This window comes from Streptomyces sp. NPDC056160, from assembly GCF_042268205.1.
In the GTDB taxonomy this organism is placed as follows: Bacteria; Actinomycetota; Actinomycetes; order Streptomycetales; family Streptomycetaceae; genus Streptomyces.
Window position 1 is genome coordinate 1 of record NZ_JBHJUW010000054.1, and the last position, 23,422, is coordinate 23,422.

General features: G+C 73.9%; 19 protein-coding genes. 5 read left to right on the top strand and 14 right to left on the bottom strand.

Annotation, left to right across the window (positions count from 1 at the left end; all coding sequences use genetic code 11):
- On the bottom strand, positions 1-634 hold a 634-nt coding region (locus ACFC02_RS20930), incomplete at its 3' end, for an acyl-CoA dehydrogenase family protein (RefSeq protein ID WP_376359181.1).
- A 124-nt stretch (positions 635-758) separates the two neighbouring features.
- Between ACFC02_RS20930 and ACFC02_RS20935 the strand changes: the two genes are divergently transcribed.
- Both ACFC02_RS20935 and ACFC02_RS20940 read left to right on the top strand, forming a co-directional pair.
- Positions 759-2,420, top strand: a complete 1,662-nt coding sequence (locus ACFC02_RS20935) for an AMP-binding protein (protein WP_376359184.1) — start codon at positions 759-761, stop codon at positions 2,418-2,420.
- A 45-nt stretch (positions 2,421-2,465) separates the two neighbouring features.
- Positions 2,466-3,299 carry a PaaX family transcriptional regulator C-terminal domain-containing protein gene (locus tag ACFC02_RS20940; RefSeq protein ID WP_376359187.1) on the top strand — a complete coding sequence of 278 codons (834 nt, stop codon included), beginning with the start codon at positions 2,466-2,468 and terminating at the stop codon, positions 3,297-3,299.
- A gap of 7 nt (positions 3,300-3,306) precedes the next feature.
- Here the strand turns inward: ACFC02_RS20940 and ACFC02_RS20945 are convergent, their stop codons facing one another.
- Positions 3,307-5,586, bottom strand: a complete 2,280-nt coding sequence (locus ACFC02_RS20945) for a bifunctional salicylyl-CoA 5-hydroxylase/oxidoreductase (RefSeq protein ID WP_376359190.1) — start codon at positions 5,584-5,586, stop codon at positions 3,307-3,309.
- A gap of 7 nt (positions 5,587-5,593) precedes the next feature.
- On the bottom strand, positions 5,594-6,421 hold the full coding sequence (locus ACFC02_RS20950) for an enoyl-CoA hydratase family protein (protein WP_376359194.1): 828 nt from the start codon (positions 6,419-6,421) through the stop codon (positions 5,594-5,596).
- A 345-nt stretch (positions 6,422-6,766) separates the two neighbouring features.
- Between ACFC02_RS20950 and ACFC02_RS20955 the strand changes: the two genes are divergently transcribed.
- On the top strand, positions 6,767-7,258 hold the full coding sequence (locus ACFC02_RS20955; protein ID WP_376359197.1) for an ATP-binding protein: 492 nt from the start codon (positions 6,767-6,769) through the stop codon (positions 7,256-7,258).
- Here the strand turns inward: ACFC02_RS20955 and argF are convergent.
- On the bottom strand, positions 7,255-8,268 hold the full coding sequence (argF, locus tag ACFC02_RS20960; protein WP_376359200.1) for an ornithine carbamoyltransferase: 1,014 nt from the start codon (positions 8,266-8,268) through the stop codon (positions 7,255-7,257). The genes ACFC02_RS20955 and argF overlap by 4 nt on opposite strands.
- 61 nt (positions 8,269-8,329) lie before the next feature.
- The gene (locus ACFC02_RS20965; protein ID WP_376359203.1) at positions 8,330-9,568 is read right to left on the bottom strand and encodes an arginine deiminase; all 1,239 of its coding nucleotides are present in this window, start codon (positions 9,566-9,568) and stop codon (positions 8,330-8,332) included.
- Here ACFC02_RS20965 and ACFC02_RS20970 point away from each other — a divergent pair.
- On the top strand, positions 9,557-9,760 hold the full coding sequence (locus tag ACFC02_RS20970) for a hypothetical protein (protein WP_376359206.1): 204 nt from the start codon (positions 9,557-9,559) through the stop codon (positions 9,758-9,760). The genes ACFC02_RS20965 and ACFC02_RS20970 overlap by 12 nt on opposite strands.
- 45 nt (positions 9,761-9,805) lie before the next feature.
- Here ACFC02_RS20970 and ACFC02_RS20975 read toward each other — a convergent pair whose 3' ends face one another.
- The 8 genes from ACFC02_RS20975 to helR all read right to left on the bottom strand — a co-directional run bounded on the left by ACFC02_RS20975 (position 9,806) and on the right by helR (position 20,364).
- The gene (locus ACFC02_RS20975) at positions 9,806-12,361 is read right to left on the bottom strand and encodes a polynucleotide kinase-phosphatase (protein ID WP_376359209.1); all 2,556 of its coding nucleotides are present in this window, start codon (positions 12,359-12,361) and stop codon (positions 9,806-9,808) included.
- Positions 12,358-13,932: a 3' terminal RNA ribose 2'-O-methyltransferase Hen1 gene (locus tag ACFC02_RS20980; RefSeq protein WP_376359212.1), complete on the bottom strand. Its 1,575-nt coding sequence runs from the start codon at positions 13,930-13,932 to the stop codon at positions 12,358-12,360. Before ACFC02_RS20980 ends, ACFC02_RS20975 begins: the two co-directional genes overlap by 4 nt.
- A 261-nt stretch (positions 13,933-14,193) precedes the next feature.
- Complete coding sequence (locus ACFC02_RS20985; RefSeq protein WP_376359215.1) at positions 14,194-15,117, bottom strand: LLM class F420-dependent oxidoreductase; 924 nt, start codon at positions 15,115-15,117, stop codon at positions 14,194-14,196.
- A gap of 108 nt (positions 15,118-15,225) precedes the next feature.
- Positions 15,226-15,699, bottom strand: coding sequence for a DUF6099 family protein (locus tag ACFC02_RS20990; RefSeq protein WP_360963785.1), 474 nt, complete (start codon positions 15,697-15,699; stop codon positions 15,226-15,228).
- 170 nt (positions 15,700-15,869) lie between these two features.
- Positions 15,870-16,214 carry a nucleotide pyrophosphohydrolase gene (locus tag ACFC02_RS20995; RefSeq protein ID WP_376359299.1) on the bottom strand — a complete coding sequence of 115 codons (345 nt, stop codon included), beginning with the start codon at positions 16,212-16,214 and terminating at the stop codon, positions 15,870-15,872.
- Positions 16,215-16,323: 109 nt separating this feature from the next.
- A complete protein-coding gene (locus ACFC02_RS21000; protein WP_376359219.1) occupies positions 16,324-17,619 on the bottom strand; it encodes an AAA family ATPase in 1,296 nt (431 codons plus the stop codon).
- Between the two features lie 98 nt (positions 17,620-17,717).
- Positions 17,718-18,107, bottom strand: coding sequence for a cell division protein SepF (locus tag ACFC02_RS21005; RefSeq protein WP_360963780.1), 390 nt, complete (start codon positions 18,105-18,107; stop codon positions 17,718-17,720).
- A 109-nt stretch (positions 18,108-18,216) separates the two neighbouring features.
- A complete protein-coding gene (gene helR / locus ACFC02_RS21010) occupies positions 18,217-20,364 on the bottom strand; it encodes an RNA polymerase recycling motor ATPase HelR (protein ID WP_376359222.1) in 2,148 nt (715 codons plus the stop codon).
- 309 nt (positions 20,365-20,673) lie between these two features.
- On the opposite strand from helR, the gene ACFC02_RS21015 reads away from it, so the two are divergent.
- Complete coding sequence (locus ACFC02_RS21015) at positions 20,674-22,026, top strand: MFS transporter (protein WP_376359224.1); 1,353 nt, start codon at positions 20,674-20,676, stop codon at positions 22,024-22,026.
- A gap of 301 nt (positions 22,027-22,327) precedes the next feature.
- Here ACFC02_RS21015 and ACFC02_RS21020 read toward each other — a convergent pair whose 3' ends face one another.
- Positions 22,328-23,290, bottom strand: a complete 963-nt coding sequence (locus tag ACFC02_RS21020) for a DUF3152 domain-containing protein (protein ID WP_376359227.1) — start codon at positions 23,288-23,290, stop codon at positions 22,328-22,330.
- Positions 23,291-23,422: the final 132 nt, after the last annotated feature.

A 23,422-nucleotide genomic window follows, 5' to 3' on the forward strand; every position in this document is an offset into this window, starting at 1 on the left:
CCCCCGGACGCGGGGCGTCGGGGCCGACGGCGCGGGGCGCGGGCTCGTGGGCCGCACCGCCCAGGCGGGCACTTGCTGCGGGAGCGGGGGCGCCGGGGGGACTCGCTGCGGGAGCGGGGGCGCCGCCGCGTCCCGTCGCGGGAGCCGGAGCGCCGCGTCCCGTCGCGGGAGCCGGGGCGCCGACCCTGGAGGCGGGACGGGCGCGCGCCTCGGGCGTGCCGTCGCCCTCCGGTTCGGCCCGCAGCGCCAGTGCCGCCGCGTCCGAGCCCGCGCCCGGCTCGCTCAGGGCGAATGCCGCCACCGCGCTGCCGTCCGCCACCGCCGGCAGCCAGCGGGCGCGCTGGGCGGGGGTGCCGTGGGCGTGGACAGGGTGGGCGCCCAGGCCCTGGAGGGCGAGGGCGGTCTCGGCCTCCGTGCAGGCGTAGGCCAGGGACTCCCGCATCAGGCAGAGGTCCAGGGCGCCGGAGGCGAACAGCCGTTCCAGGAGGCCGAGCCGGCCGAGGTCGGCGAGGAGCGGCCGGTTGACGCGGCCGGGCTCGCCCTTCTCGGCGAGCGGGCGCAGCCGGTCGGCGGCCAGCGAGCGCAGTTCGGCACACCAGGCGACCTGGGCCGGTTCGAGCGAGAATGCGGGCATTCGCCGGTCCTCCCTCCCCCGGGGCGACCGGGGTCCATGACCACGGTATCGCGCCCCGTTGACTGTCGTCATCAACACGATACGCTCCCTGTGCGAGCCCACCACGACAAGGGGGCGAACCGCCATGAACCCGACGGACTCCAGCAGGGACGACGCCAGGGCGGACACGGAGAGGGCCCGACCCGGCTCCCGGGACGCCGTCCGGCCGCCGGCCTTCTCGGCCCACGTCGACACCTTCGCGCGCGACCACCTCCCGCCCCCGGACCAGTGGCCGCGGCTGCGTTTCGAGCTGCCGGAACTGCGCTACCCCGACCGGCTGAACTGCGCCTCCGTACTCCTCGACCAGCCCCGGGCCGCCGCGCGCCCGGTGTTCCGCACACCCGGCGGACCGACCTGGAGCTACGCCGACCTGCAAGCCCGCGTCGACCGCATCGCGCACGTCCTCACCGCCGACCTCGGGGTCGTGCCCGGCAACCGCGTCCTGCTGCGCGGCCCGACCACGCCCTGGCTGGCCGCCTGCTGGCTCGCGGTGCTCAAGACGGGGGCGGTCGCCGTCACGGTGCTGGCCCAGCAGCGCGCGCACGAGCTGGGCACGATCTGCGAGATCGCCCGGATCCGGCACGCGCTGTGCGACGTGCGGGCCGTCGACGACCTGGTCAAGGCCGAGGTGCCGGGGCTCGCGATCACCACCTACGGCGGCGACGGACCCGACGACCTGCTGCACCGCTACGTGCCCGAGGTCCCCTTCCGGGCCGTGGACACCGCCGCCGACGACGTGGCGCTCATCGCGTTCACGTCCGGCACCACGGGGCGCCCCAAGGGGTGTGTGCACTTCCACCGGGACGTCCTGGCGATCGCGGACACCTTCTCGCGGCATGTGCTCGAACCGCGTGCCGACGACGTCTTCGCGGGCAGTCCGCCGCTCGGGTTCACCTTCGGCCTGGGCGGTCTGGTCGTCTTCCCGATGCGGGCGGGGGCCAGCGCGCTGCTGCTCGAGGACGCCCACCCCGGGCAGTTGCTGGAGGCGGTCGCCGAGCACCGCGTCTCCGTGCTGTTCACCGCCCCCACCGCCTACCGCGCGATGCTCGACCGGCTGGGCACCCACGACGTCTCCTCGCTCAGACGCTGCGTGTCGGCCGGCGAGAACCTGCCCGCGACCACCTGGCACGCCTGGCACGAGCGCACGGGCCTGCGCATCATCAACGGCATCGGGGCCACCGAGCTGCTGCACATCTTCGTCTCGGCGGCGGACGAGGACATCCGGCCGGGCACGACCGGCGTGCCGGTACCGGGGTGGCACGCGCGCGTGCAGGACGAGTACGGGCGGCCCGTGCCCGATGGCGAGCCCGGCCTGCTCGCCGTCCAGGGGCCCGTCGGCTGCCGCTACCTGGCCGACCCCCGGCAGCACGCGTACGTGCGCGACGGCTGGAACATCACCGGGGACACCTACGTCCGCGACTCCGACGGCTACTTCCGCTACGTCGCCCGCGCCGACGACATGATCATCTCGGCCGGGTACAACATCGCCGGGCCGGAGGTCGAGGACGCGCTGCTGCGGCACCCGGACGTGGCCGAGGCGGCGGTCGTGGGGCGGCCCGACGACGCGCGCGGCCAGGTCGTGGTGGCCTACGCCGTCCTGCGCCAGGGCGCCGCACGCGACGCGGAGGCGCTGCGGGCGTTCGTGAAGTCCGAGCTGGCGCCGTACAAGTGCCCGCGCGAGATCGTGTTCCTGGACGTCCTGCCGCGCACGGCCACCGGCAAGCTCCAGCGCTTCCGCCTGCGGTGACCACCAGGGACACCGACGGCCTGGGACGACCTGGGACGACCTAAAATGATCAACGTGTCCGAGCAGCCCGTACCGCACGCCCCCAGGTCCCTCATCGTCACGCTCTACGGGGCGTACGGCCGCTTCGCACCCGGCCCGGTGCCCGTCGCCGAGCTGATCCGGCTGCTGGCGGCGGTCGGCGTGGACGCGCCGTCGGTGCGTTCCTCGGTGTCCCGGCTCAAGCGGCGCGGGCTGCTGCTCCCGGCCAGGACCGCACAGGGCGCCGCGGGCTACGAACTCTCCATCGAGGCCCGGCAGTTGCTGGAGGACGGCGACCGCCGCATCTACGCGGGCGCGCCGCCCGGCGACGAGGGCTGGGTGCTGGCCGTGTTCTCCGTGCCGGAGTCGGAGCGGCAGAAGCGGCACGTACTGCGCTCCCGGCTGGCCGGACTCGGGTTCGGCACGGCGGCGCCGGGGGTGTGGATCGCCCCGGCCCGGCTGTACGAGGAGACCCGGCACACGCTGCGGCGGCTGCGTCTTGACGCGTACGTGGACTTCTTCCGGGGCGAGCACCTGGGGTACACGCCGACCGCCGAGGCGGTGGGCCGCTGGTGGGACCTGGCGGCGGTCGCCGAGGAGCACGAGGCGTTCCTGGACCGGCACGCGCGCGTGCTGGAGGCCTGGGAAGGGCGGGCGGACACGCCGCCCGAGGAGGCGTACCACGACTACCTGCTCGCCCTGGACTCCTGGCGCCACCTGCCGTACACCGACCCCGGGCTGCCCGCCCGCCTGCTGCCCGCCGGCTGGCCCGGGGTCCGCTCGGCCGCCGTCTTCCGGGGCCTGCACGAGCGGCTGCGGGACGCGGGCGCGCAGTTCGCGGGCCTGACACAGGGGCCCTGACCCGCACTCAGGTCGCCAGACCCAGGCGGGGTCTGGGCGCGTCCGTGCGGCCGGTCTGCGGCGGCCTGCTGCCCGCGCGGTAGGGGGCGGGCCACACGGCGCCGGGACCCTGGTACCCCTGTTCTGCGGCGGCGTGCAGCGTCCAGTGCGGGTCGTACAGATGGGGGCGGGCGAGCGCGCACAGGTCGGCGCGCCCGGCCAGGATCAGGGAGTTGACGTCGTCCCAGGAGGAGATCGCGCCGACGGCGACCACCGGGACACCGGTCGCGTGCCGGATCCGGTCGGCGAACGGCGTCTGGTACGACCGCCCGAACTCCGGCTGCTCCTCGGCGACCACCTGGCCGGTGGAGACGTCGATGGCGTCGGCGCCGTGCGCGGCGAAGGCGCGGGCGATCTCCACGGCGTCCTCGGCCCCTGTCCCGCCCTCGGCCCAGTCGGTGGCGGAGATGCGGACGGTCATGGGCCGCTCCCCGGGCCACACCGCGCGCACGGCGTCGAAGACCTCCAGCGGGAAGCGCAGCCGCTTCTCGGGGGAGCCGCCGTAGGCGTCGGTGCGGTGGTTGGTCAGCGGGGAGAGGAACCCGGAGAGCAGGTAGCCGTGCGCGCAGTGCAGTTCGAGCAGGTCGAACCCGGCACGGGCGGCCCGCAGGGCGGCCGAGGTGAACTGTTCGCGTATGTCGGTGAGTTGCGCGCGGGTGAGCCGGCGCGGGACCTGGCTGCCCGGCTTGTACGGCAGCGGGGAGGCGGCCACCAGTGGCCAGTTGCCCTCGGGCAGCGGCTCGTCCATGCCCTCCCACATCAGCCTGGTGGAGCCCTTGCGCCCGCTGTGCCCGAGCTGCACCCCGATCGCGGTGCCCGGCGTCTGCCGGTGCACGAAGTCGGTGATCCGGCGCCAGGACTCCGCCTGCCGTCCGTTCCACAGACCGGTGCAGCCCGGGGTGATCCGCCCCTCGGGACTCACGCACACCATCTCGGTCATCACCAGGCCGGCGCCGCCGAGGGCCCGCGCGCCGAGGTGCACGAGGTGGAAGTCGCCGGGGACGCCGTCGACGGCCGAGTACATGTCCATGGGCGAGACGACGACCCGGTTGCGCAGGGTCAGGCCGCGCAGTCTGAACGGGGTGAACATGGGCGGGGTGCCGGGCGGGCAGCCGAACTCGCGCTCCACGGCGCCGGTGAAGCGGGCGTCGCGCAGGGCCAGGTTGCCGTGGGTGACGCGGCGGCTGCGGGTGAGCAGGTTGAAGGCGAACTGGCGGGGCGGCTGGTCGAGGTGGAGGCCGAGGTTCTCGAACCACTCCAGGCTGGCGCGGGCGGCCCGCTGGGTGGAGGCGACGACCGGCTTGCGCTCCTCCTCGTACGCCGTCAACGCCTCGCTCAGGCAGGGCTGTTCCTCCAGGCAGGCGGCGAGCGCGAGAGCGTCCTCGACGGCGAGTTTGGTGCCGGAGCCGATGGAGAAGTGGGCGGTGTGCGCGGCGTCGCCGAGGAGCACCAGGTTGCCGTGCGACCAGCGCTCGTTGACCACCGTGCGGAAGGTGGTCCAGGCGGAGTTGCGGGAGCGCAGCGGGCGTCCGCCGAGCGCGTCCGCGAAGATCTTGGCGCAGCGCTCGACGGACTCCCCTTCGTCCAGTTCCCCGAACCCGGCGGCCCGCCAGACCTCTTCGCGCATCTCGACGATGACCGTGGAGGCGCCGTCCGAGTAGGGGTAGCCGTGCAGTTGCATCACGCCGTGCTCGGTCTCGGCGATCTCGAAGCGGAAGGCGTCGAAGGCGAAGTCGGCGGCGAGCCAGATGTAACGGCAGCGGTGGGCGGTGATCCGGGGCCGGAACACGTCGGCGTACGCCTCGCGGGTGGCGCTGTGCACGCCGTCGGCGGCGACGACCAGGTCGTAGTCCTCCCGCAGCCGGGCGGGGTCCGGTGCCTGGCTGCGAAAGCGCAGGTCGACGCCGAGGGAGCGGCAGCGGGTGTGCAGGATCTGCAGGAGCCTTCGCCTGCCGAGGGCGGCGAAGCCGTGGCCGCCGGAGGTCTGCCGGGTGCCCCGGTGGACGATGTCGATGTCGTCCCAGCGCACGAAGTCCCGCTGGAGCGCCTGGTGGACCACCGGATCGGCGTGTTCGATGCCGCCCAGGGTCTCGTCGGAGAGGACGACGCCGAAGCCGAAGGTGTCGTCGGGCGCGTTGCGCTCCCAGACGGTGACCTCGCGGGCGGGGTCGAGCCGTTTCAGCAGGGCCGCCGCGTACAGGCCGCCGGGCCCGCCGCCGATGACCGCGACCCGCAGGGCGTCCGTCATCGCCGCCTCACTTCCCCTGCCACTTGGGCGGGCGCTTCTCGGTGAAGGCAGCGTGGAACTCGGCGTAGTCCTCGCCGTTCATGAGCAGGGCCTGGGTGGCGGCGTCCATCTCGACGGCTGCGGACAGGGGCATGTCCAGTTCCGCGGTGAGCAGGGCCTTGGTCTGGGCGTGGGCGAGGGCGGGGCCGTCGGCGAGGCGGTGTGCGAGTGCCTGGGCCGCCTCGTCGGCGTGGCCCTCGTCGGTGAGCAGGCTGATCAGGCCGATCCGCTCGGCCTCGGGCGCCCGGACCGGCTCGCCCAGCATCAGCAGCCGCGTGGCGTGGCCGAGGCCGACCACGCGGGGCAGCAGGTAGGCGGCGCCCATGTCGCCGCCGGAGAGGCCGACGCGGGTGAACAGGAAGGCGAAGCGGGCGCTCGGGTCGGCGATCCGGAAGTCGGCGGCCAGCGCCAGCACGGCTCCGGCGCCCGCCGCGACGCCGTGCACCGCCGCGATCACCGGGAACGGGCACTCGCGCACGGCCCGTACGACCTGGCCGGTCATCCGGTTGAAGTCCAGCAGTTCGGCGGTGTCCATGGACAGGGTGGCGCCGATGATCTCGTCGACGTCGCCGCCGGAGCAGAAGCCGCGGCCCTCGCCGGCCAGCACCAGGGCGCGCACGGCCCGCTCGCGGGACAGCTCGGCCAGCAGGTCGCGCAGGTCGGCGTAGGCGCCGAAGGTGAGGGCGTTGAGCTTGTCGGGGCGGGCGAGGGTGACCGTGGCCACCCCGCCGTCCAGCTCGACGCGCAGGTGCCGCCACGCGGAGGTGCGGGTGACGGAGCCGGTGAAGGGACTCATGACGTACGGCCTCCTCGGCGGACTGCCCGTGTCGTCCGGCGCCGGCGGTGCCGCGCGCGGCTCTCCCTGTCGAAGTTATCACCTGTACGTGACTGTCGTCACGAGTGCGCGATAGCGCGCGGTTCCGGGAAGGGGTCTGCGGGAGGAGGGCTGTGACAATGTGGCCGGCGTCCGTCGCTTCGTCACAGGTGGTCGATGGCGCGGTAACGACGGGAGGGGGCGGGGGAGGACGGGCGTTCGCAGGGGTAGTCCGTCCGTGCCGGGGCCCGCGCCCCGGACGGAGGGCACCGAGAGCCGCCGCCGACGGCCCCCGTACCATTCCCCTCGTCGAAAGCAGGCAGCCCGATGGTGACAACCGGTGCGCCGCCCTGCGTCATGAACGGACACACGTTGCAGGAACCCCCCGCCTCCGCCTGGCGCATCGCGCTGCCGCACTCGGCCGCCGCCGTGCCGGTGGCCCGCGCCCTGGTCCGTACGGCGCTGGCCGAGCGGGAGCACACCGCCGACAGCGACACCGCGGAACTGCTCACGGCCGAACTGGTGGCCAACGCCGTGGAGCACACGGCGGGCAGCGGTCCGATAGAGCTTCTGGTGGAGCTGGAGCCGGGCGGCTGCCACGTCGAGGTGCGCGATCCGGACCCGGCGCCGCCGGGCGGCCTCACCCGGCCCGGCCTGACCCCGCCCGACCCCTGGCGCGAGGACGGGCGCGGCCTGCTGCTGATCCGCGCGCTCAGCTCGTCCTGCGGGCACCGCCCGACGGCGTCGGGCAAGGCGGTCTGGTTCAGGCTGTCCGCGCCGCCCGTGGGACCGGGTGGCGCCCGAGCGCCGCGGGGCTAGCCCCGCGCCAGCGTGGCGACCAGGATCGCCTTGATGGTGTGCAGCCGGTTCTCGGCCTCGTCGAAGACGACCGAGTGGGCGGACTCGAAGACCTCGTCGGTCACTTCCAGCGACCGCAGGCCGTACTGCTCGTGGATCTCCCGGGCGACCTTGGTGCCGAGGTCGTGGAAGGCCGGCAGGCAGTGCAGGAACTTGACGTCCGGGTTGCCGGTGGCGCGCAGGACGTCCATGGTCACCGCGTACGGGGCCAGGGACCGGATCCGCTCGTCCCAGACCTCCTTGGGCTCCCCCATGGAGACCCACACGTCGGTGGCGACGAAGTCGGCGCCGCGCACACCCTCCTCCAGGGACTCGGTGAGGGTGAGGCGCGCACCGCTCGTGGCGGCCAGTTCCTGGGCCCGGTCGACGATCTCCTGGGCGGGCCAGTAGGTCTTGGGGGCGACGAGCCGTACGTCCATGCCGAGCAGGGCGCCGGTGATCAGGTAGGAGTTGCCCATGTTGAAGCGCGCGTCGCCGAGGTAGGCGAAGACGGTCTCGCGCAGCGGCTTGCCGCTGTGCTCGGTCATCGTGAGCACGTCGGCGAGCATCTGGGTGGGGTGCCAGTCGTCGGTGAGGCCGTTGTAGACGGGGACGCCGGCGTGGGCGGCCAGCTCTTCGACGGCCGCCTGGCTGTCCCCCCGGAACTCGATCGCATCGAACATCCGTCCGAGGACCCGGGCGGTGTCCTTCGTGGACTCCTTGTGCCCGATCTGCGAGCCGGACGGGTCGAGGTACGTGGTCGAGGCGCCCTGGTCGGCGGCGGCGACCTCGAACGCGCAGCGGGTGCGCGTCGAGGTCTTCTCGAAGATCAGCGCGATGTTCTTCCCGCTCAGGTACCGCGTCTCGGTCCCGGCCTTCTTCGCGGCCTTCAGTTCGGCGGCCAGTTCGATCAGGCCGCGGAACTCCTCCTCCGTGAAGTCCAGCTCCTTGAGGAAGTGGCGGCCTGCGAGGGCGGTCGGGACTGTCGCCATGGGGGCGCTCCAACGGGTGAGGGACAGGGACGACTGGAATTCTATACGACTCCCGGCATTTCTATGCGGACGGGGAGGTGGCCGGATCCCGTTCCACCGGGCAGCTCATGCACCGCGGGCCGCCCCTGCCCCGGCCCAGCTCGCTGCCCGGGATCTCGATCACCTCGATGCCCTGCTTGCGCAGGTGGGTGTTGGTGGTGGAGTTGCGTTCGTAGGCGACGACGACGCCCGGCTCGACCGCGAGGACGTTGCAGCCGTCGTCCCACTGCTCGCGCTCGGCCGCGTGGACGTCCTGCGTGGCGGTCAGCACCCGGATCTCGCTCAGACCGAGGGCGGCGGCGATCGCGCGGTGCATGTGCTCCGGCGGATGGTCGGTGACCTTCAGCTCCTTGTCGCCCGAGCCCGGCTCGATGGTGTACGAGCGGAGCATGCCGAGCCCCGCGTACTGGGTGAACGTGTCCCCGTCGACCATCGTCATCACCGTGTCCAGGTGCATGAACGCACGCCGCTTGGGCATGTCGAGCGCCACGATCGTCCGGGCCGAACCGGCGGCGAACAGCTTGTGCGCGAGCATCTCGACGGCCTGCGGGGTGGTCCGCTCGCTCATCCCGATGAGCACGGCGCCGTTGCCGATGACCAGCACGTCCCCGCCCTCGATGGTGGACGGGTAGTCGGCCTGCCCCTCGGACCACACGTGGAAGGGGTCGCCGCGGAAGAGCGGGTGGTAGCGGTAGATCGCCTCGAAGTGCACGGTCTCGCGCTGCCGGGCGGGCCAGCGCATCGCGTTGATGGAGACGCCGTCGTAGATCCAGGCGGAGGTGTCCCGGGTGAAGAGGTGGTTGGGCAACGGCCCGAGCAGGAAGTCGTCCACGTCCATGACGTGGAACCGCACGGAGGCCGGCTCGGCGTGCGCCCGCAGGAACTCCCGCTTGGTCATCCCGCCGACCAGCGCCTCCGCCAGCTCCTGCGCGTCCAGCGTCTCGAACGCGGCCCGGAGGTGGTCGGTGGCCAGCGGACCGTACTCCTTCTCGTCGAAGACGCGGTCCAGGACGAGCGACCGGGCCGACGGGATCTCCAACGTCTCGGTCAGCAGATCACCGAAGAGGTGCACGGCGACCCCGCGGTCGCGCAGCACGTCGGCGAACCCGTCGTGCTCGGCGCGCGCCCGGCGCACCCACAGCACGTCGTCGAAGAGGAGGGCGTCCTTGTTGCTGGGGGTGAGCCTCTTGAGCTCCAGATCCGGCCGGTGCAGGATGACGCGGCGCAGCCGCCCGGCCTCGGAGTCGACATGGAATCCCATGTCTCCATCCTGACCACCGGCGGGCGACTTCACCCGCTGCTCGCGGGTTTCCGTGCGGACCCGCGTCCCGTGTGCCGCACCGCCACCCCGCCGCACCCCCGCCCCGGCCTGCCGCGCGGGGCGCGGGGCCGGGACGGCTGCGGGGCCCGGCGACAGCTGGTCCGGGGCGACAGCGGGGTCGGCGGTCACTGACAGCGGTGACCGACAGCGGTCACTCACAGCGGTGGCGGCCGGGGGTCACAGCCGGGGGTCCACCGGCTCCGACTCCAGGGCGAGCACCCCGAACACCGCCTCGTGCACCCGCCACAGCGGTTCGCCGTCGGCGAGGCGGTCCAGGGCCTCCAGGCCGAGGGCGTACTCGCGGGTCGCCAGCGACCGCTTGTGGTTCAGGAACCGCTGCCGCAGCCGGGCGAGGTTGTCCGGGCGGGTGTACTCGGGACCGTAGATGATCCGCAGGTACTCCCGGCCGCGGCACTTGACGCCGGGCTGGACCAGCCGCCCCGCCTCGCTGCGCACCAGCGCGCCCAGCGGCTTGACCACCATGCCCTCGCCGCCCCGGCCGGTCATCTCCAGCCACCAGTCGACGCCCGCCCGGACCGACTCCGGGTCGCCGGTGTCGACGTACAGGCGGCGGGTGACCTGCAACAGGCCGCTCGTGTCGTGCTCCACGAGCCGGTCGATCAGCGCGAGCTGTTCGTCGTGCGGCAGCGCGGCCAGGCTGCGGCCCTGGACGGCGAGGATCTGGAACGGCGCCAGGCGGACGCCTTCCAGGCCGTCGGTGGGCCAGCAGTAGCGGCGGTAGGCGGCCGTGAACGCGGTGGCGTCCGCGGCCCGCTCGCGCTGGCGGGCCAGCAGGTCCGTGACGTCGACGCCCCGGGCCGCGGCGCCCTCCAGCGCGGCCAGCGCCCCGGGCAGCACGGCCCCCGAGGCCGCGCCGACCGCCGCGTACTGCGAGCGCAGCAGCCCGGACGCCTTCAGCGACCACGGCATCAGCTCGGCGTCGAGCAGCAGCCACTCCGTGTCCAGTTCCGTCCACAGCCCGGCCTCGGTCACCGCCGTGCGCAGCCGCCCGAGGACCTCCTCGGTGACCGCCGGGTCGTCGAAGAAGGGCCGGCCGGTGCGGGTGTAGAGCGCGCCGGTCGGGCCGTCCACGCCGAACCTCCGGCGCGCCGCGTCCGCGTCCCGGCACACCAGGGCCACGGCCCGCGAGCCCATGTGCTTCTCCTCGCACACCACCCGCGCGACCCCGTCCTCGCGGTACTGGGCGAACGCCTCCTCGGGGTGCTCCAGGTAGCCCTCCACCCCGGAGGTGGCGGTCGGTGCCATGGTCGGTGGCAGGTACGGCAGCAGCCGCGGGTCGACGGCGAAGCGGCTCATGACCTCGAGGGCCGCCGCCGCGTTCTCCTCGCGGACGGCGACGCGGCCCGCGTGCCGGGTCACCACCGCCCGGCGGCCCTGCACGTCACCGAGGTCCAGCGGACGCCCGTCGTGCCCGCCGGGCGCCCCGGAGCGCAGCGGCTTCACCGGCTCGTACCAGACCCGCTCGGCCGGTACGTCGACCAGCTCCCGCTCCGGCCAGCGCAGCGCGGTCAGCTTGCCGCCGAAGACGGCGCCGGTGTCCAGGCACAGGGTGTTGTTGAGCCAGGTCGCCTCCGGGACGGGGGTGTGGCCGTAGACCACGGCCGCCCGGCCCCGGTAGTCCTCCGCCCACGGGTAGCGCACCGGCAGGCCGAACTCGTCGGTCTCGCCGGTGGTGTCGCCGTACAGCGCGTGCGAGCGGACCCGGCCGGAGGTGCGGCCGTGGTACTTCTCGGGCAGACCGGCGTGGCAGACGACCAGCCGGCCGCCGTCGAGGACGTAGTGGCTGACCAGGCCGTCGATGAACTCCCTTACCTCCGCCCGGAACTCCTCGCTCTCCGCCGCCATCTGCTCGATCGTCTCGGCCAGTCCGTGTGTGGGCCGGACCGTGCGGCCCTTGAGGTGGCGTCCGTACTTGTGCTCGTGGTTGCCGGGGACGCACAGGGCGTTGCCCGACTTGACCATGGACATCACGCGGCGCAGTACGCCGGGGCTGTCCGGGCCGCGGTCGACGAGGTCGCCGACGAAGACCGCCGTGCGGCCCTCGGGGTGCACGCCGTCGGTGTAGCCCAACTTGCCGAGCAGGGACTCCAGTTCGGCGGAGCAGCCGTGGATGTCACCGATGATGTCGAAGGGGCCGGTGAGGTGGGTGAGGTCGTTGAAGCGCTTCTCGGTGACGACGGTGGCGTGCTCGGCCTCCTCGGCGCCGCGCAGCACGTGCACCTTGCGGAAGCCCTCGCGCTCCAGGTGGCGCAGCGAGCGGCGCAGTTCGCGGATGTGCCGCCGGATGACCCGGCGGGGCAGGCCGGCCCGGTCCGTGCGGGCCGCGTTGCGCTCGGCGCAGACCTCCTCGGGCACGTCGAGGACGATGGCGACGGGCAGCACGTCGTACCGCTTGGCGAGGTCGATCAGCTGCCGGCGGGCGTCCTGCTGGACGCTGGTGGCGTCGATGACGGTACGGCGGCCGGCCGCGAGCCGCTTGCCCGCTATGTAGTGCAGGACGTCGAAGGCGTCGCGGCTGGCGCCCTGGTCGTTCTCGTCGTCGCTGACCAGACCGCGGCAGAAGTCCGAGGAGAGGACCTCGGTGGGCTTGAAGTGGCGGCGGGCGAAGGTGGATTTGCCCGAGCCGGTGGCGCCGACGAGGACGACGAGGGAGAGGTCGGTGACGGGCAGGACGCGTCCCTGCGGGCCGGCGGTGTCCGGTGTCTCGCTCATGCGGCTTTCGCCTCCTTCTCGCGGGCGGTCTGCTCGTCCGGGGACGTCTCGCGGGTCCGCTCGTCCGGGGACGTGCGGGTGAACACGGCCATCTGGGTGGGCGGGCCCACCTCGGGGTCGTCGGGGCCGACGGGCTGGAACTCCACGGTGTAGCCGTGCCGTCCGGCCACCGCGTCCGCCCAGGCGCGGAACTGCTCGCGGGTCCACTCGAAGCGGTGGTCGCCGTGCCGGACGTGCCCGGCGGGCAGGGTCTCCCAGCGGACGTTGTACTCGACGTTCGGGGTGGTGACGACGACGGTACGGGGGCGTGCCGCGCCGAACACGGTGTACTCCAGGGCGGGCAGCCGGGGCAGGTCGAGGTGTTCGATCACCTCGCTGAGCACGGCGGCGTCGTACCCCGCGAGCTGCTTGTCGGTGTAGACGAGGGAGCCCTGCCGGAGCGTGACGCGCCCGGCCTGCCGCTCCCCCATCCGGTCCAGCTTCAGGCGCCGTCCTGCGATGGTGAGCGCGCGCACCGACACGTCGACGCCGACGATCTCGGTGAACCGCGCGTCCTTGAGCAGTGCCTGCACCAACTGGCCCTGGCCGCAGCCGAGGTCGAGCACCCGGGCGGCGCCTGCCGCCTCCAGGGCCGCGACGATCGCCTCGCGGCGCCGCACGGCGAGCGGTGCCTGCTTCTCCTCGGTCCCGGTCCCCGCTTCGGCCGCGGTGCCGGCCCCGGTCTCGATGCCGGTGCCGGTCTCCTCGGCCTCGGTCTCGGCGGCCACCGCGTTGTCGATCTCCTCGACGTCGCTGTCGTCCGTCTCGGCCAGCCGCACCAGTTCCAGGCGCTCCACCGCCTGCCGGGTCAGCGACCAGCGCCGGCTCAGGTAGCGGCTGGTGATCAGCTTCTGCTCGGGGTGCGCGGGCAGCCAGCCCTCGCCGGCCCGCAGCAGCTTGTCGACCTCGTCGGAGGAGACCCAGTAGTGCTTCGCGTCGTCGAGGACGGGCAGCAGGACGTAGAGGTGGCGCAGGGCCTCGGCGAGGGTGACGGTGTCCGACTCCAGGACCAGGCGCACGTACCGGGAGGCACCCCACTGCGGGAACTCGGTGTCCAGCGGGACGGCTTCGGCGGTGACCGTCCAGCCGAGCGGCGCGAACAGCCGCTCCACGAGGGCCGGGCCGCCGCGGGCCGGCAGGGCCGGTATCTCGATGCGCAACGGGCGTACCCGGCCGGGCAGTTCGGGCTTCGCGCGGCACACACCGCGCAGCGCGCTGGAGAACACCGCGCTCAGCGCCACGGCCAGCAGCGAGGACGCGGCGTAGGGGCGGTCGTTGACGTACTGCGCGAGCGCCGCGTCGGGGGCGCCGCCGCGGCCCTTGCCCTTGCTCCGCCGCACCAGTGCCACCGCGTCGACCTCCAGCAGCAGGGCCGCCGTGCAGCGATCGGTGCCCGCCTCGGGGTAGAGGACGTGCGCCGTGCCGTAGGAGGTGGAGAACGCCTGCGCCTTGCCGGGGTGCTTGTGCAGCAGGTACCCGAGGTCGGTCGCGGGGTGTTCGGCGGTGCCGGTGGTGCTGATGGTCAGGAACATGCGGAGGGCCTCTCCGGCTGGGCGGGTGGGTTCGGTGCCGTGCGTGCGCGCGGGCCCCCAGGACGGTGATCCTGGGGGCCCGGCAGGACGACGCCCTCACCTTGGCACAGGGCGGAGGACCCGCGCCTGTCTTTATCTCCCCGGTTCTCCGGTTCTCCGGTTCTCCGGTTCCGGTTCTCCGGTTTCCCGGTACTCCGGTTTCCCGGTTTCCCGGTTCTCCCCTGGCTCCGGCGGCCCCGGGGCGTCGCCGGGGCGGATCGGCTACGACAGCTGCGACTGCACCTGGGAGGAGATCAGCTCCAGGTGGTCCAGGTCGGACAGGTCGAGGATCTGGAGGTAGATGCGGCTGGAGCCGGTCGCGGCGTAGCGGCCGATCTTGTCGACCACCTCGGCCGGGGAGCCCGCCAGGCCGTTGGCCTTCAGCTCGTCGACCTCGCGGCCGATCGCGGCGGCGCGGCGGGCGACTTCCTGGTCGTCCCGGCCGACGCAGGCGACCAGGGCGTTGGAGTAGACGATGTCGTCCGCGTCACGGCCGGCCGTCCGCGCGGCGTCGCGCACCCGGCCGAACTGCCGCTCGCTGTCCTCGATCGAGGCGAAGGGGACGTTGAACTCGTCGGCGTACTGGGCGGCCAGCCGCGGGGTGCGACTCGCGCCGAGGCCGCCGATGAGCACCGGGACCTTCGTCTGCGCGGGCTTGGGCAGCGCGGGCGACTCGCTCAGCCGGTAGTGCTCGCCCTGGAAGTCGAAGGTCTTGCCGGTCTCGGTCGCCCACAGGCCGGTGACGATGGCCAGCTGCTCCTCCAGGCGGGCGAACTTCTCCTTGGGGAAGGGGATGCCGTACGCCTTGTGCTCCTCCTCGTACCAGCCCGCGCCCAGGCCCAGCTCGACCCGGCCGCCGGACATCCGGTCGACCTGTGCGACCTGGATGGCGAGGACGCCGGGGAGGCGGAAGGTGGCTGCGGTCATCAGGGTGCCGAGACGGATGCGCTTGGTCTCGCGGGCGAGTCCGGCGAGGGTGATCCAGGCGTCGGTGGGGCCGGGCAGGCCGTCCCCGTCGCCCATGCGCAGGTAGTGGTCGGAGCGGAAGAACGCGTCGAAGCCCAGGTCCTCGGTGGCCTTGGCGACGGTGAGCAGGGTGTCGTACGAGGCCCCTTGCTGGGGCTCGGTGAAGATGCGGAGATCCATGCCTCCATCCTGCACGCCGCCACCCCGCCGCCCCCGCCGACCCCACCGGGACCGGCGACGGCCCCGGCTGCCGGACGGGTGAACCGTCCGAGCCGCGGTGGGGTGCGGTCAGCCCGCCTCGCGCTCCGGGAGGACCGCCTCCTCGCGAGCCGCCAGTTTGCGCAGCAGCTCGCGGACGCGGTCCCTGGACTCGTCGGCCGCGTCGATCGCCTCCATGCACTGCCAGTACGTACGTTCGTCGGCGGCCGAGCTGGCGATGCCGACGAGGGCGATCCCGACCTCGCCCAGCAGCCCGCCGAGGCACAGCAACGCCCGGTGTGCGTCGGCGAGTTCGGTGAGCTGGGCGGCGCGCAAGGCGCCGGGGTCCAGGTCCGGGGCGTCCAGGACGCCGCAGCCGCGGCCAGCCAGTTCGGTCAGGCCCAGGGCCTCACCACGCAGCTCGGGCGGCCCCGAGACCGCGAGGCGGCTGCCGATGGCCTGGGCCAGGGCCTGGGCCTGCCACACCTCCGCCAGGACGGCCGGGGTCTCAGCGCTGCCCGCCAGGGCACGCCTGCTCGCCAGGATGAGCCGCACCGCGTCCATGCGCTGCCCCCGTCATCTTCCGACGTACGTGTCGCACGTCTGCCCGAACTCCGTTGTTCACTACCCAGAGTGAGGGTGTTCGAAAGAAAAAGCCAGGGGAAGACGGAAATTACTGGACAACGAATCGATTTCGACCGAGTGAATGACTCCGGAGAGTGATAGCGGAGCTGTCAGTTCCCCTCGGTGGTGTCCGTCTCCCCGGCCACTCCCCGCACCGGGAACCGCCGTTCGTTCCGGTCGATCTTCGCGGCCAGCGCCGCCAGCGGATCCACGCCGAGCACCTCGCAGAGTTGCAGCAGGTACGCGAGAACGTCGGCGACCTCGTCCCGCACGCGGTACGCCGACTCCGGGTCGGCCATGACGCGCGCCGACTCCTGCGGGGTCAGCCACTGGAAGATCTCGACCAGTTCGGACGCCTCGACGCTGAGGGCGGCCACCAGGTTCTTCGGGGTGTGGTACGGCTGCCAGTCGCGCGCGGCGGCGAACTCGGCGAGGCGGCGCTGCAACCCGGCCAGGTCGCGGTCGCGGCACTCCCCGGGGGACGAGGGCGAGGCGGTGCCCGAGGGCTCGGGGTGCTCGGGGTGCTCGGGGGACTCGGCGTGATCGGTCACGGGATCAGGTCTATCACCCGTGGCCTCCCGTCCCTTCCCGAGCCGCCGCCCCGCCCAGCTCCACCACCCGCGCCGCCGCCCCCGGCCCTGCCGCCCCCGACGCGTCGCTCACGGTGCCGGTGACGCGGATGTGCCCGCGTTCGCACATCCGCTCGGCCAGCCGCAGCAGCGCGGCGCGCTGGCGCGGGTCGAGCGACCGGTCGAAGCCGTCGGCGAGGACCGTGAGGGACTGGAGCGCCGCGGGCACCTCGGCCGCCGGGTCGACGTCCAGCACGCCCGGACCGGTGAGCAGCACCGACGCCAGCGCCGCGTACCGCAGTTCGCCGTCCCCCAGCCGCTCGAAGCCGGTGCGCGTGCCGTTCCCGCGGTCCAGCACCGCCCGTACCCGTCCGGCGCCCGCCGGCTCGGCGAGCACGTCGGCCACGGGCCCGGCGCAGCCGGCGCGCACCGCCTCCACCAGCAGTGCGTGCCGACGGGCGCACTCGGCGCGGGTGCGCCACAGCACGGCGGCGAGGTTGTCGCACCCGCGCAGCAGCCGCCCGGCCCCGACGGGCGCGGGCGCACGCATCCGTCCGGGCAGCGGATCGCACGCGAACACCGACCGCAGGGCGACCACCATCTGCTCGGCCGCGGCCAGGACCCTGCGCTGCCCGTCGTTCTTCCCGGCGACCCGCAGCGGCAGCAGGGCGGTGCCGAGCCGGTCGTCGGGCAGCAACGAGCGGTGCGGCGGCTGTCCGGGGCCGCCCGTGCGCCACGACGCCTCGACGGCCCGCCGCCCGGGATCGCGCAAGGACGTCTGAAGCAGGACCTGCCCGCCCGCGGTCAGCCGCTCGCCCACCACGCGCAGCCCGGGTTCGGCCTGGACTACGACGTCGAGGCGGACCGCGCCCTGCGGGCCGTCCGCCGTACAGCCGATGCGGAAGCCGCGGCGGCGCCGGTGGTCCGGGCGGGTGTCCTCGGGTACGCAGGCGGCCGGGTCCGGGAAGACCTCGCCCAGCGCGGCCCCGCCGCCGAGCCGGGCCAGCGCCTCGTACGCCCTGGCCGCGCCGGTCTTGCCGCACCCGCTGGGCCCCGCCAGCAGCGTCAGCGGCCCGAGCGGGAGGCGGACCCGGCGGTGCGCCGCGAACGCCGTCAGCCGCAGCTCGGTGATGCACGGCCGGGCCGGCGGAACCGGGCGGGCGGCCGGAGCGGCGGATCCGGACGGGTACGGCACCGGCGGGGACGCGGACGGCACGGACGGTAAGGGCGCGGTCGATGAGGGCGCGGTCGATGAGGGCGCGGACGGGGGCGCGGGTGGGAACGCGGTCATACCGGGACCGTAGAGGGCTGTGACCAGGGCGAACCGTTCCGCCCTGGGCGCCTTCCCACGATCGGGGGACACCGCCCCGGCGGCCCGCCCCGGCCGTCTCACATGCCGGGAACCGCCGCGCCCTGCATGAGCCCGCTGACCTCGGTGCCGGGCGGCGTGAGGAGGAACACGTTCCGGTCGACCCGGTGCATCCCGCTGGCCAGGCCGAAGACGACGCCGGTACTGAAGTCCAGGACCCGCTTGGCCACCTCGGTCTCGGCGCCGGTGAGGTCCAGCAGGACCGGCACCCCCGCCATCAGCGTCTCGGCCACGTCGCGGGCGTCCGCGAAGATGTTGACCCTGAGGACGACGAAGCGGCGGCGCATCTCCGTGTCCGCGTCCGGGAGGGAGCGGTGGTGCACCGCGGACGGCCACGAGTCGCGTCCGCGCAACGGAACGACCTGGGCGAGCCCCTCCCACTGTTCATCGGTGACGTCGTGGCTGTTCACCGGCTCCCCCCGACCTGACTCGCACTCATCGCCTGCACCAGCCAATTCTTACGCCATGTCACCTGTTCGGCCCAACTGCGACACGGTCGGCGACGGAGATACGGCGGTCTCAGGAACTGGTGAGGACGACGAGTTGCCGGGTCGCCCTGGTCATCGCGACGTAGCGGTCGACCGCTCCCTCGATGCCCGTTCCGTACTCCTGCGGGTCGACCAGGACGACCAGGTCGAACTCCAGTCCCTTGGACAGCTCCGGGGTCAGTGACCGGATGCGCGGGCTCTCGCGGAACGCGGGGGCGCCGATCACGCAGGCGGTTCCCTCGGCATGCGTCGCCGCCCAGGCGGCGAGGACCGAGTCGAGGTCGGCGACGCGGCCGTGGACGACGGGGACACCGTTGCTGCGGATGGAGACGGGCACGTTGACGTCGGGGAGCACCGCCCGGATGACCGGCTCGGCCTCCGTCATGATCTCCTGCGGAGTCCGGTAGTTGACGGTGAGGGAGGCCAGGGTGATCCGGTCGAACCCGACCCGTTCGAGCCGCTCCCGCCACGACTCGGTGAAGCCGTGCCGGGCCTGCGCGCGGTCCCCGACGACGGTGAAGCTGCGGGACGGGCAGCGCAGCAGCAGCATCTGCCACTGCGCGTCGGTCAGTTCCTGCGCCTCGTCCACGACGACGTGCGCGAACGGTCCGGCGAGCCGGTCCGCTTCGATGCGTGGCGCCGCGTTCTCGTCGACGAGGGCGTCCCGCAGGTCCCGTCCGTGCAGCATCGTCACCGCGCCCTCGCCGTCGTCGTCGGCCGCGAGGACGTTGTCGATGACGGCGGCCATCCGCTCGCGTTCGGCGGCGAGGGCCGCCTCGCGGCGGCGCTCGTGCCGGGCGGCCTCGGGGTCGCCGAGCCGCTGCCGGGCCGCGTCCAGGAACGGCAGGTCGGACACGGTCCAGGCCTTGGCGTCCGCGCGCTGCAACCGCCGTACGTCCGCGGGTGCGAGCCACGGCGCGCACAGGCGCAGGTAGGCGGGTACCGACCACAGGTCCGAGACGAGGTCGGCCGCCTCCAGCAGGGGCCAGGCGCGGCGGAAGGCCGTGAGCAGGTCCCGGTTTCGCGCCAGCGACCGGCGGAGCAGGTCGGGCGGGGCGTCGCCGTCGTGCTTGTCCGCCAGGACGGTGAGCAGTTCCTCCCAGACCTGGGCGCGTGCCTGGTTGTGGGGGGTGCCGGGTTCCGCCGCGTCGAACGCCGCGGCCCAGTCGTCGGCATCCAGCCGGATGTCGGACCAGTGGGTGGTGAGGGTCATCCCTTCCGTGGGCGGCTCCTCGTAGAACCTGACGGCCTTCTCGATCGCCTTCACCAGGTCCGCGGACGACTTCAGGCGGGCCACCTCCGGGTCGGCCTCGGCCCCGGCCGCGGCGCCCTCGGCGACGAGGTCCCGCAGCGTGCAGGTCTGTACGCCCTCCTCGCCGAGACTGGGCAGCACGTCGGAGACGTAGCCGAGGTAGGGCTCGTGCGGGCCGACGAACAGGACACCGCCGCGGCGGTGTCCGAGGCGGGGGTCGCTGTAGAGGAGGTAGGCCGAGCGGTGCAGGGCCACGACGGTCTTGCCCGTGCCCGGCCCGCCGTCGACGACGAGGGCGCCGCGGGAGCCCGCGCGGATGACGGCGTCCTGGTCGGCCTGGATCGTGCCGAGGACGTCCCGCATCCGCGGCGACCGGTTGCCGCCGAGGCTGGCGATGAAGGCGGACTGGTCGTCGAGTGCGGCGTGCCCTGCGGAGGCGTCCGCGGTGAACACCTCGTCCCAGTAGTCGCTGATCCGGCCGCCCCTCCAGCGGTACCTGCGGCGGCTCGCCAGGCCCATCGGGTCGGCGTGGGTGGCTCCGAAGAACGGCTCGGCCGCGGGCGAGCGCCAGTCGAGCAGCAGCCTGCGCCCGGTGCTGTCGGTGAGGCCGAGCCGTCCGACGTACAGGGGCTCGGTGCCGTCCGCGCCGACCATGCGGCCCAGGCACAGGTCGAGCCCGAAGCGGCGCAGGGTGCGCAGGCGGGTGGACAGCCGGTGGACCTCCGCGTCCCGGTCCATGGCCTGCCGGCCGACCCCGCCGGGTGCCCTGCGCTCGGCGGCGAGCCGGACGGACAGCTCGGCGACCGACTGCTCCAGACACTCCGCGACGGCCGCGAAGTGCCGCTCGTCGTCGGCGATCAACTCCGGTCCGGCCTTGGCGGCCAGCCGCTCGGGGAGGTCGAAAACACTGGTGGACAGGGGATTCACGTCCGTGATGCTCCGCATCTGTGGGGTGAGGTGGCGTGGTGTACGGGGCGCTGGGGTGGGGCGGGGTGGCGCAGGGGCTCGTGCTTCCCTGGCTTCGGCCGGTCATTGTGCGGGACAACGGGGGCCTTGCCGCAAGCCCCCCGGTGCGCTATACGTTGAGAGTGGAAAGGAGCGGGTCGTCTCCTTTCCCCCTTTTTTTGCCCGCGTGTTCTTTGCCCGCCTGCCCCGGGGTCCCCGGGCTCCCCGGGGTCATCGGGTTCGCAGGCCCGACCGCGCGGGGGCGACGCGGGAGCAAGGGATAATCCGCGGATGACTCCCCCGCGAAACCGCGTCCGCCGTCCGTCCTGGGCCGGGCGCAACTACACGCTGCTGACCGCTGCCGCCGTCGTGTCCGGGCTGGGCAGTTCCGGGGCACTGGTCGCGGGGGCGTTCGCGGTGCTCGCGGTCGGCGGCTCGGCGACCGACGTGGGACTGGTCGCGGCGGCACGGACGGTGCCGCTGGTGGTGTTCGTGCTGATCGGCGGGGCACTGGCGGACCGGCTGCCCCGGCACCGGGTGATGGTCGCGGCGAACGCGCTCAACTGCGTCTCGCAGGGCCTGTTCGCCGTCTTGGTGCTGACCGGCACCGCGCGGGTGTGGCAGATGGCCCTGCTGGCCGCGCTGGGCGGGACAGGGCAGGCGTTCTTCTCCCCGGCCGCCGAGGGCATGGTGCTGGCCACGGTCTCCGGCAGCGACTCCGGGCGCGCCTTCGCCGTCTTCCGTACGGGGGTGAACGGCGCCGGCATCCTGGGCACCGGGCTCGGCGGCGCGCTGGTGGCGGCGGCCGGGCCGGGGTGGGTGCTGGCGGTCGACGCGGTGGCCTTCGCGGTCGCGGGGGCGCTGCGCGCCTTCCTGGACGTGCGTGACGTCCCCGGGCGGCGGGGCGGCACCAACCTCCTGGCGGACCTGCGGGAGGGCTGGCGCGAGGTGGCGAGCCGGCCCTGGCTGTGGTCGATCGTGGTGCAGTTCGCCGTCGTGAACGCGGTGGTCGCGGCCGCCGAGACGGTCTACGGACCGCTGGTGGCGCGGGAACGGCTGGGCGGGCCGCAGCCGTGGGGACTGGCGCTGGCCGCCTTCGGCGTGGGCACGGTTCTCGGCGGGTTGCTGATGACGCGGTGGGCGCCGCGCCGGCTGCTGCTGGTGGGCGTCCTCGGCGTGCTGCCGCTCGCCTTGCCCTCGGCGGCGCTGGCCGTGCCGGTGCCGACGCCCGCGCTGTTGGCGGTGATGTTCGCGACCGGGGTGAGCGTGGAGGTGTTCGCCGTGGCGTGGATGTCCGCGCTGCACCAGGAGATACCGGAGGAGAAGTTCTCGCGGGTGTCGTCGTACGACTGGCTCGGCTCGCTGGCGCTGGTGCCGGTGGCCACGGCGGTGGCCGGCCCGGTGCAGGACGCGGTGGGCCGGCCGGCGGCGCTGTGGGGGTGCTCGGCACTGGTGCTGGCGCTGACCCTTGCGGTGCTGTGCGTACCGGACGTCCGCCGGCTGACCCGCAGGCCGAAGCCGGCCACCGGGCCGGCCGGTCAGCACCCGGTGGCCGGGCCGGCTCAGGACCGGGACGCTCCGAAGGACGCGGGGGCCGTTCGGCCCGACGGCGCCGGTGGGGCCGGGGCCCGTTCGGAGCCGTGACCGCAGGGCCGGGAACCGGGCGCGTGGACGGCGGCGGCGTGGAAGCCGCAGCCGCTCACGCGATCGGCGCCGGAGGCCGGTGACCTCCGTCGGTACAGCGTCCACGGGCCTCTCCCGCTCGGGCGGCGTCACGGGCGACCGCGAGCCACAGGCCCGCGCGTCCGTCCGGACCCTTGGACCGGCCCCGCCGTTGGACCGGCCACGCCCGTGGACCGCCCACGCCCGTGGACCGGTCACGCACCGCGCACGACGAGCGGGAGATCACCGGGCTGCGCGTCAGCGTCGTGAGGTGAGGTGAGGGTCAGGGCACCGCGGGACCCTTGAGGTAGTTCCCCTTGGAGTCGTAGGGCCAGGCGTTGGCGACGCACCCGTGGAGCCCGTCGATCTGCTGCATCATCGCGGGGGCGGGCCGCCCCGGCCCGGGGCACGTCTCGTGGCCGTGACCGATGCGGTGGCCGACCTCGTGGTTGATGATCAGGGCGCGGTACTCGTGGATGGGTCCGGGGAACTGGGGTGAACCCTGGTTCCAGCGCTTGAGGTTGACGACCACCTGGCTGCCGACGTCGCAGTTGACCTCACCGTGGGTGTGCAGTCCGGCCGCACCGCAGATGCGGTCCACGGTGGCGGGCGTGGCGATCTTCACCACGAAGTCCACGGGCCCCTGGGAGACGAGCTGGAAGGCGTCGTGGCCGTCGGCGGTCCAGCTGCGCCGGTCGGCGAGGATGCCCTGGATCTCGTGGGCCGCCTCGTCGGGCGTGACACCCGTCCCCTCCTCGACCTGGACCTCGTAGCGCCGCACCGTCCCGGTGCCCGCCACCTGTCCGGAGGCCCGCCCGGTGTGGAAGATCCCGTTCCCGGCCTTGCCGGTGCCCGTCCCCGCCGCCGGCTTGCCGTCCTTGTCCCCGTCCTTGTCCCCGCCCTTCCCCGAGTCCTTCTTCGTGTCCTTCCCCGTCGTCTTCCCGGACACCTGCGTCGTCGGCGTGGACCCGCCCTCCGCGTGCCGCAGGGAGTCCCCCGCCTGCGTCGGACCCGGCCCGCGCGTCGCACCCGCGGCGGCGGACCCGCCGCCGTCCGGGCCCCCTCCCGTGCCCACGAACAGGACCGCGGCGCCCACCGCGCCGGCGGCGGCCAGGGCGCTGAGGACGTAGACACGGCGACGGCGGCGGGCGCGGCGGCGGGAGGCGCGACGGGTGGTGGCGGTGCGGCGGCTCGGAATGCCGTCCGCGCCGGGGCCGGCGTCCGAGCGGAGTGTGGTTCCTGGCATGGCGCCCAGGCTGGTGACCGTATGTGATGCCCTCTGGACCGAAAGGTCACAGGACTGCAACAGTGATCTTCCGGGGCTTGAGCACCAAGCACATATGATCCTTCCGTAACAGTTCCCCGAGAGGCCGGGCCC

Bases quoted from the DNA above. Each gene is read 5' to 3' on its own strand.
- ACFC02_RS20935 (WP_376359184.1), top strand. From the start codon at position 759: ATGAACCCGACGGACTCCAGCAGGGACGACGCCAGGGCGGACACGGAG.
- ACFC02_RS20940 (WP_376359187.1), top strand. From the start codon at position 2,466: ATGATCAACGTGTCCGAGCAGCCCGTACCGCACGCCCCCAGGTCCCTC.
- ACFC02_RS20945 (WP_376359190.1), bottom strand. From the start codon at position 5,586: ATGACGGACGCCCTGCGGGTCGCGGTCATCGGCGGCGGGCCCGGCGGC.
- ACFC02_RS20950 (WP_376359194.1), bottom strand. From the start codon at position 6,421: ATGAGTCCCTTCACCGGCTCCGTCACCCGCACCTCCGCGTGGCGGCAC.
- ACFC02_RS20955 (WP_376359197.1), top strand. From the start codon at position 6,767: ATGGTGACAACCGGTGCGCCGCCCTGCGTCATGAACGGACACACGTTG.
- argF (WP_376359200.1), bottom strand. From the start codon at position 8,268: ATGGCGACAGTCCCGACCGCCCTCGCAGGCCGCCACTTCCTCAAGGAG.
- ACFC02_RS20970 (WP_376359206.1), top strand. From the start codon at position 9,557: ATGGAATCCCATGTCTCCATCCTGACCACCGGCGGGCGACTTCACCCG.
- ACFC02_RS20965 (WP_376359203.1), bottom strand. From the start codon at position 9,568: ATGGGATTCCATGTCGACTCCGAGGCCGGGCGGCTGCGCCGCGTCATC.
- ACFC02_RS20975 (WP_376359209.1), bottom strand. From the start codon at position 12,361: ATGAGCGAGACACCGGACACCGCCGGCCCGCAGGGACGCGTCCTGCCC.
- ACFC02_RS20980 (WP_376359212.1), bottom strand. From the start codon at position 13,932: ATGTTCCTGACCATCAGCACCACCGGCACCGCCGAACACCCCGCGACC.
- ACFC02_RS20985 (WP_376359215.1), bottom strand. From the start codon at position 15,117: ATGGATCTCCGCATCTTCACCGAGCCCCAGCAAGGGGCCTCGTACGAC.
- ACFC02_RS20990 (WP_360963785.1), bottom strand. From the start codon at position 15,699: ATGGACGCGGTGCGGCTCATCCTGGCGAGCAGGCGTGCCCTGGCGGGC.
- ACFC02_RS21000 (WP_376359219.1), bottom strand. From the start codon at position 17,619: ATGACCGCGTTCCCACCCGCGCCCCCGTCCGCGCCCTCATCGACCGCG.
- ACFC02_RS21015 (WP_376359224.1), top strand. From the start codon at position 20,674: ATGACTCCCCCGCGAAACCGCGTCCGCCGTCCGTCCTGGGCCGGGCGC.
- ACFC02_RS21020 (WP_376359227.1), bottom strand. From the start codon at position 23,290: ATGCCAGGAACCACACTCCGCTCGGACGCCGGCCCCGGCGCGGACGGC.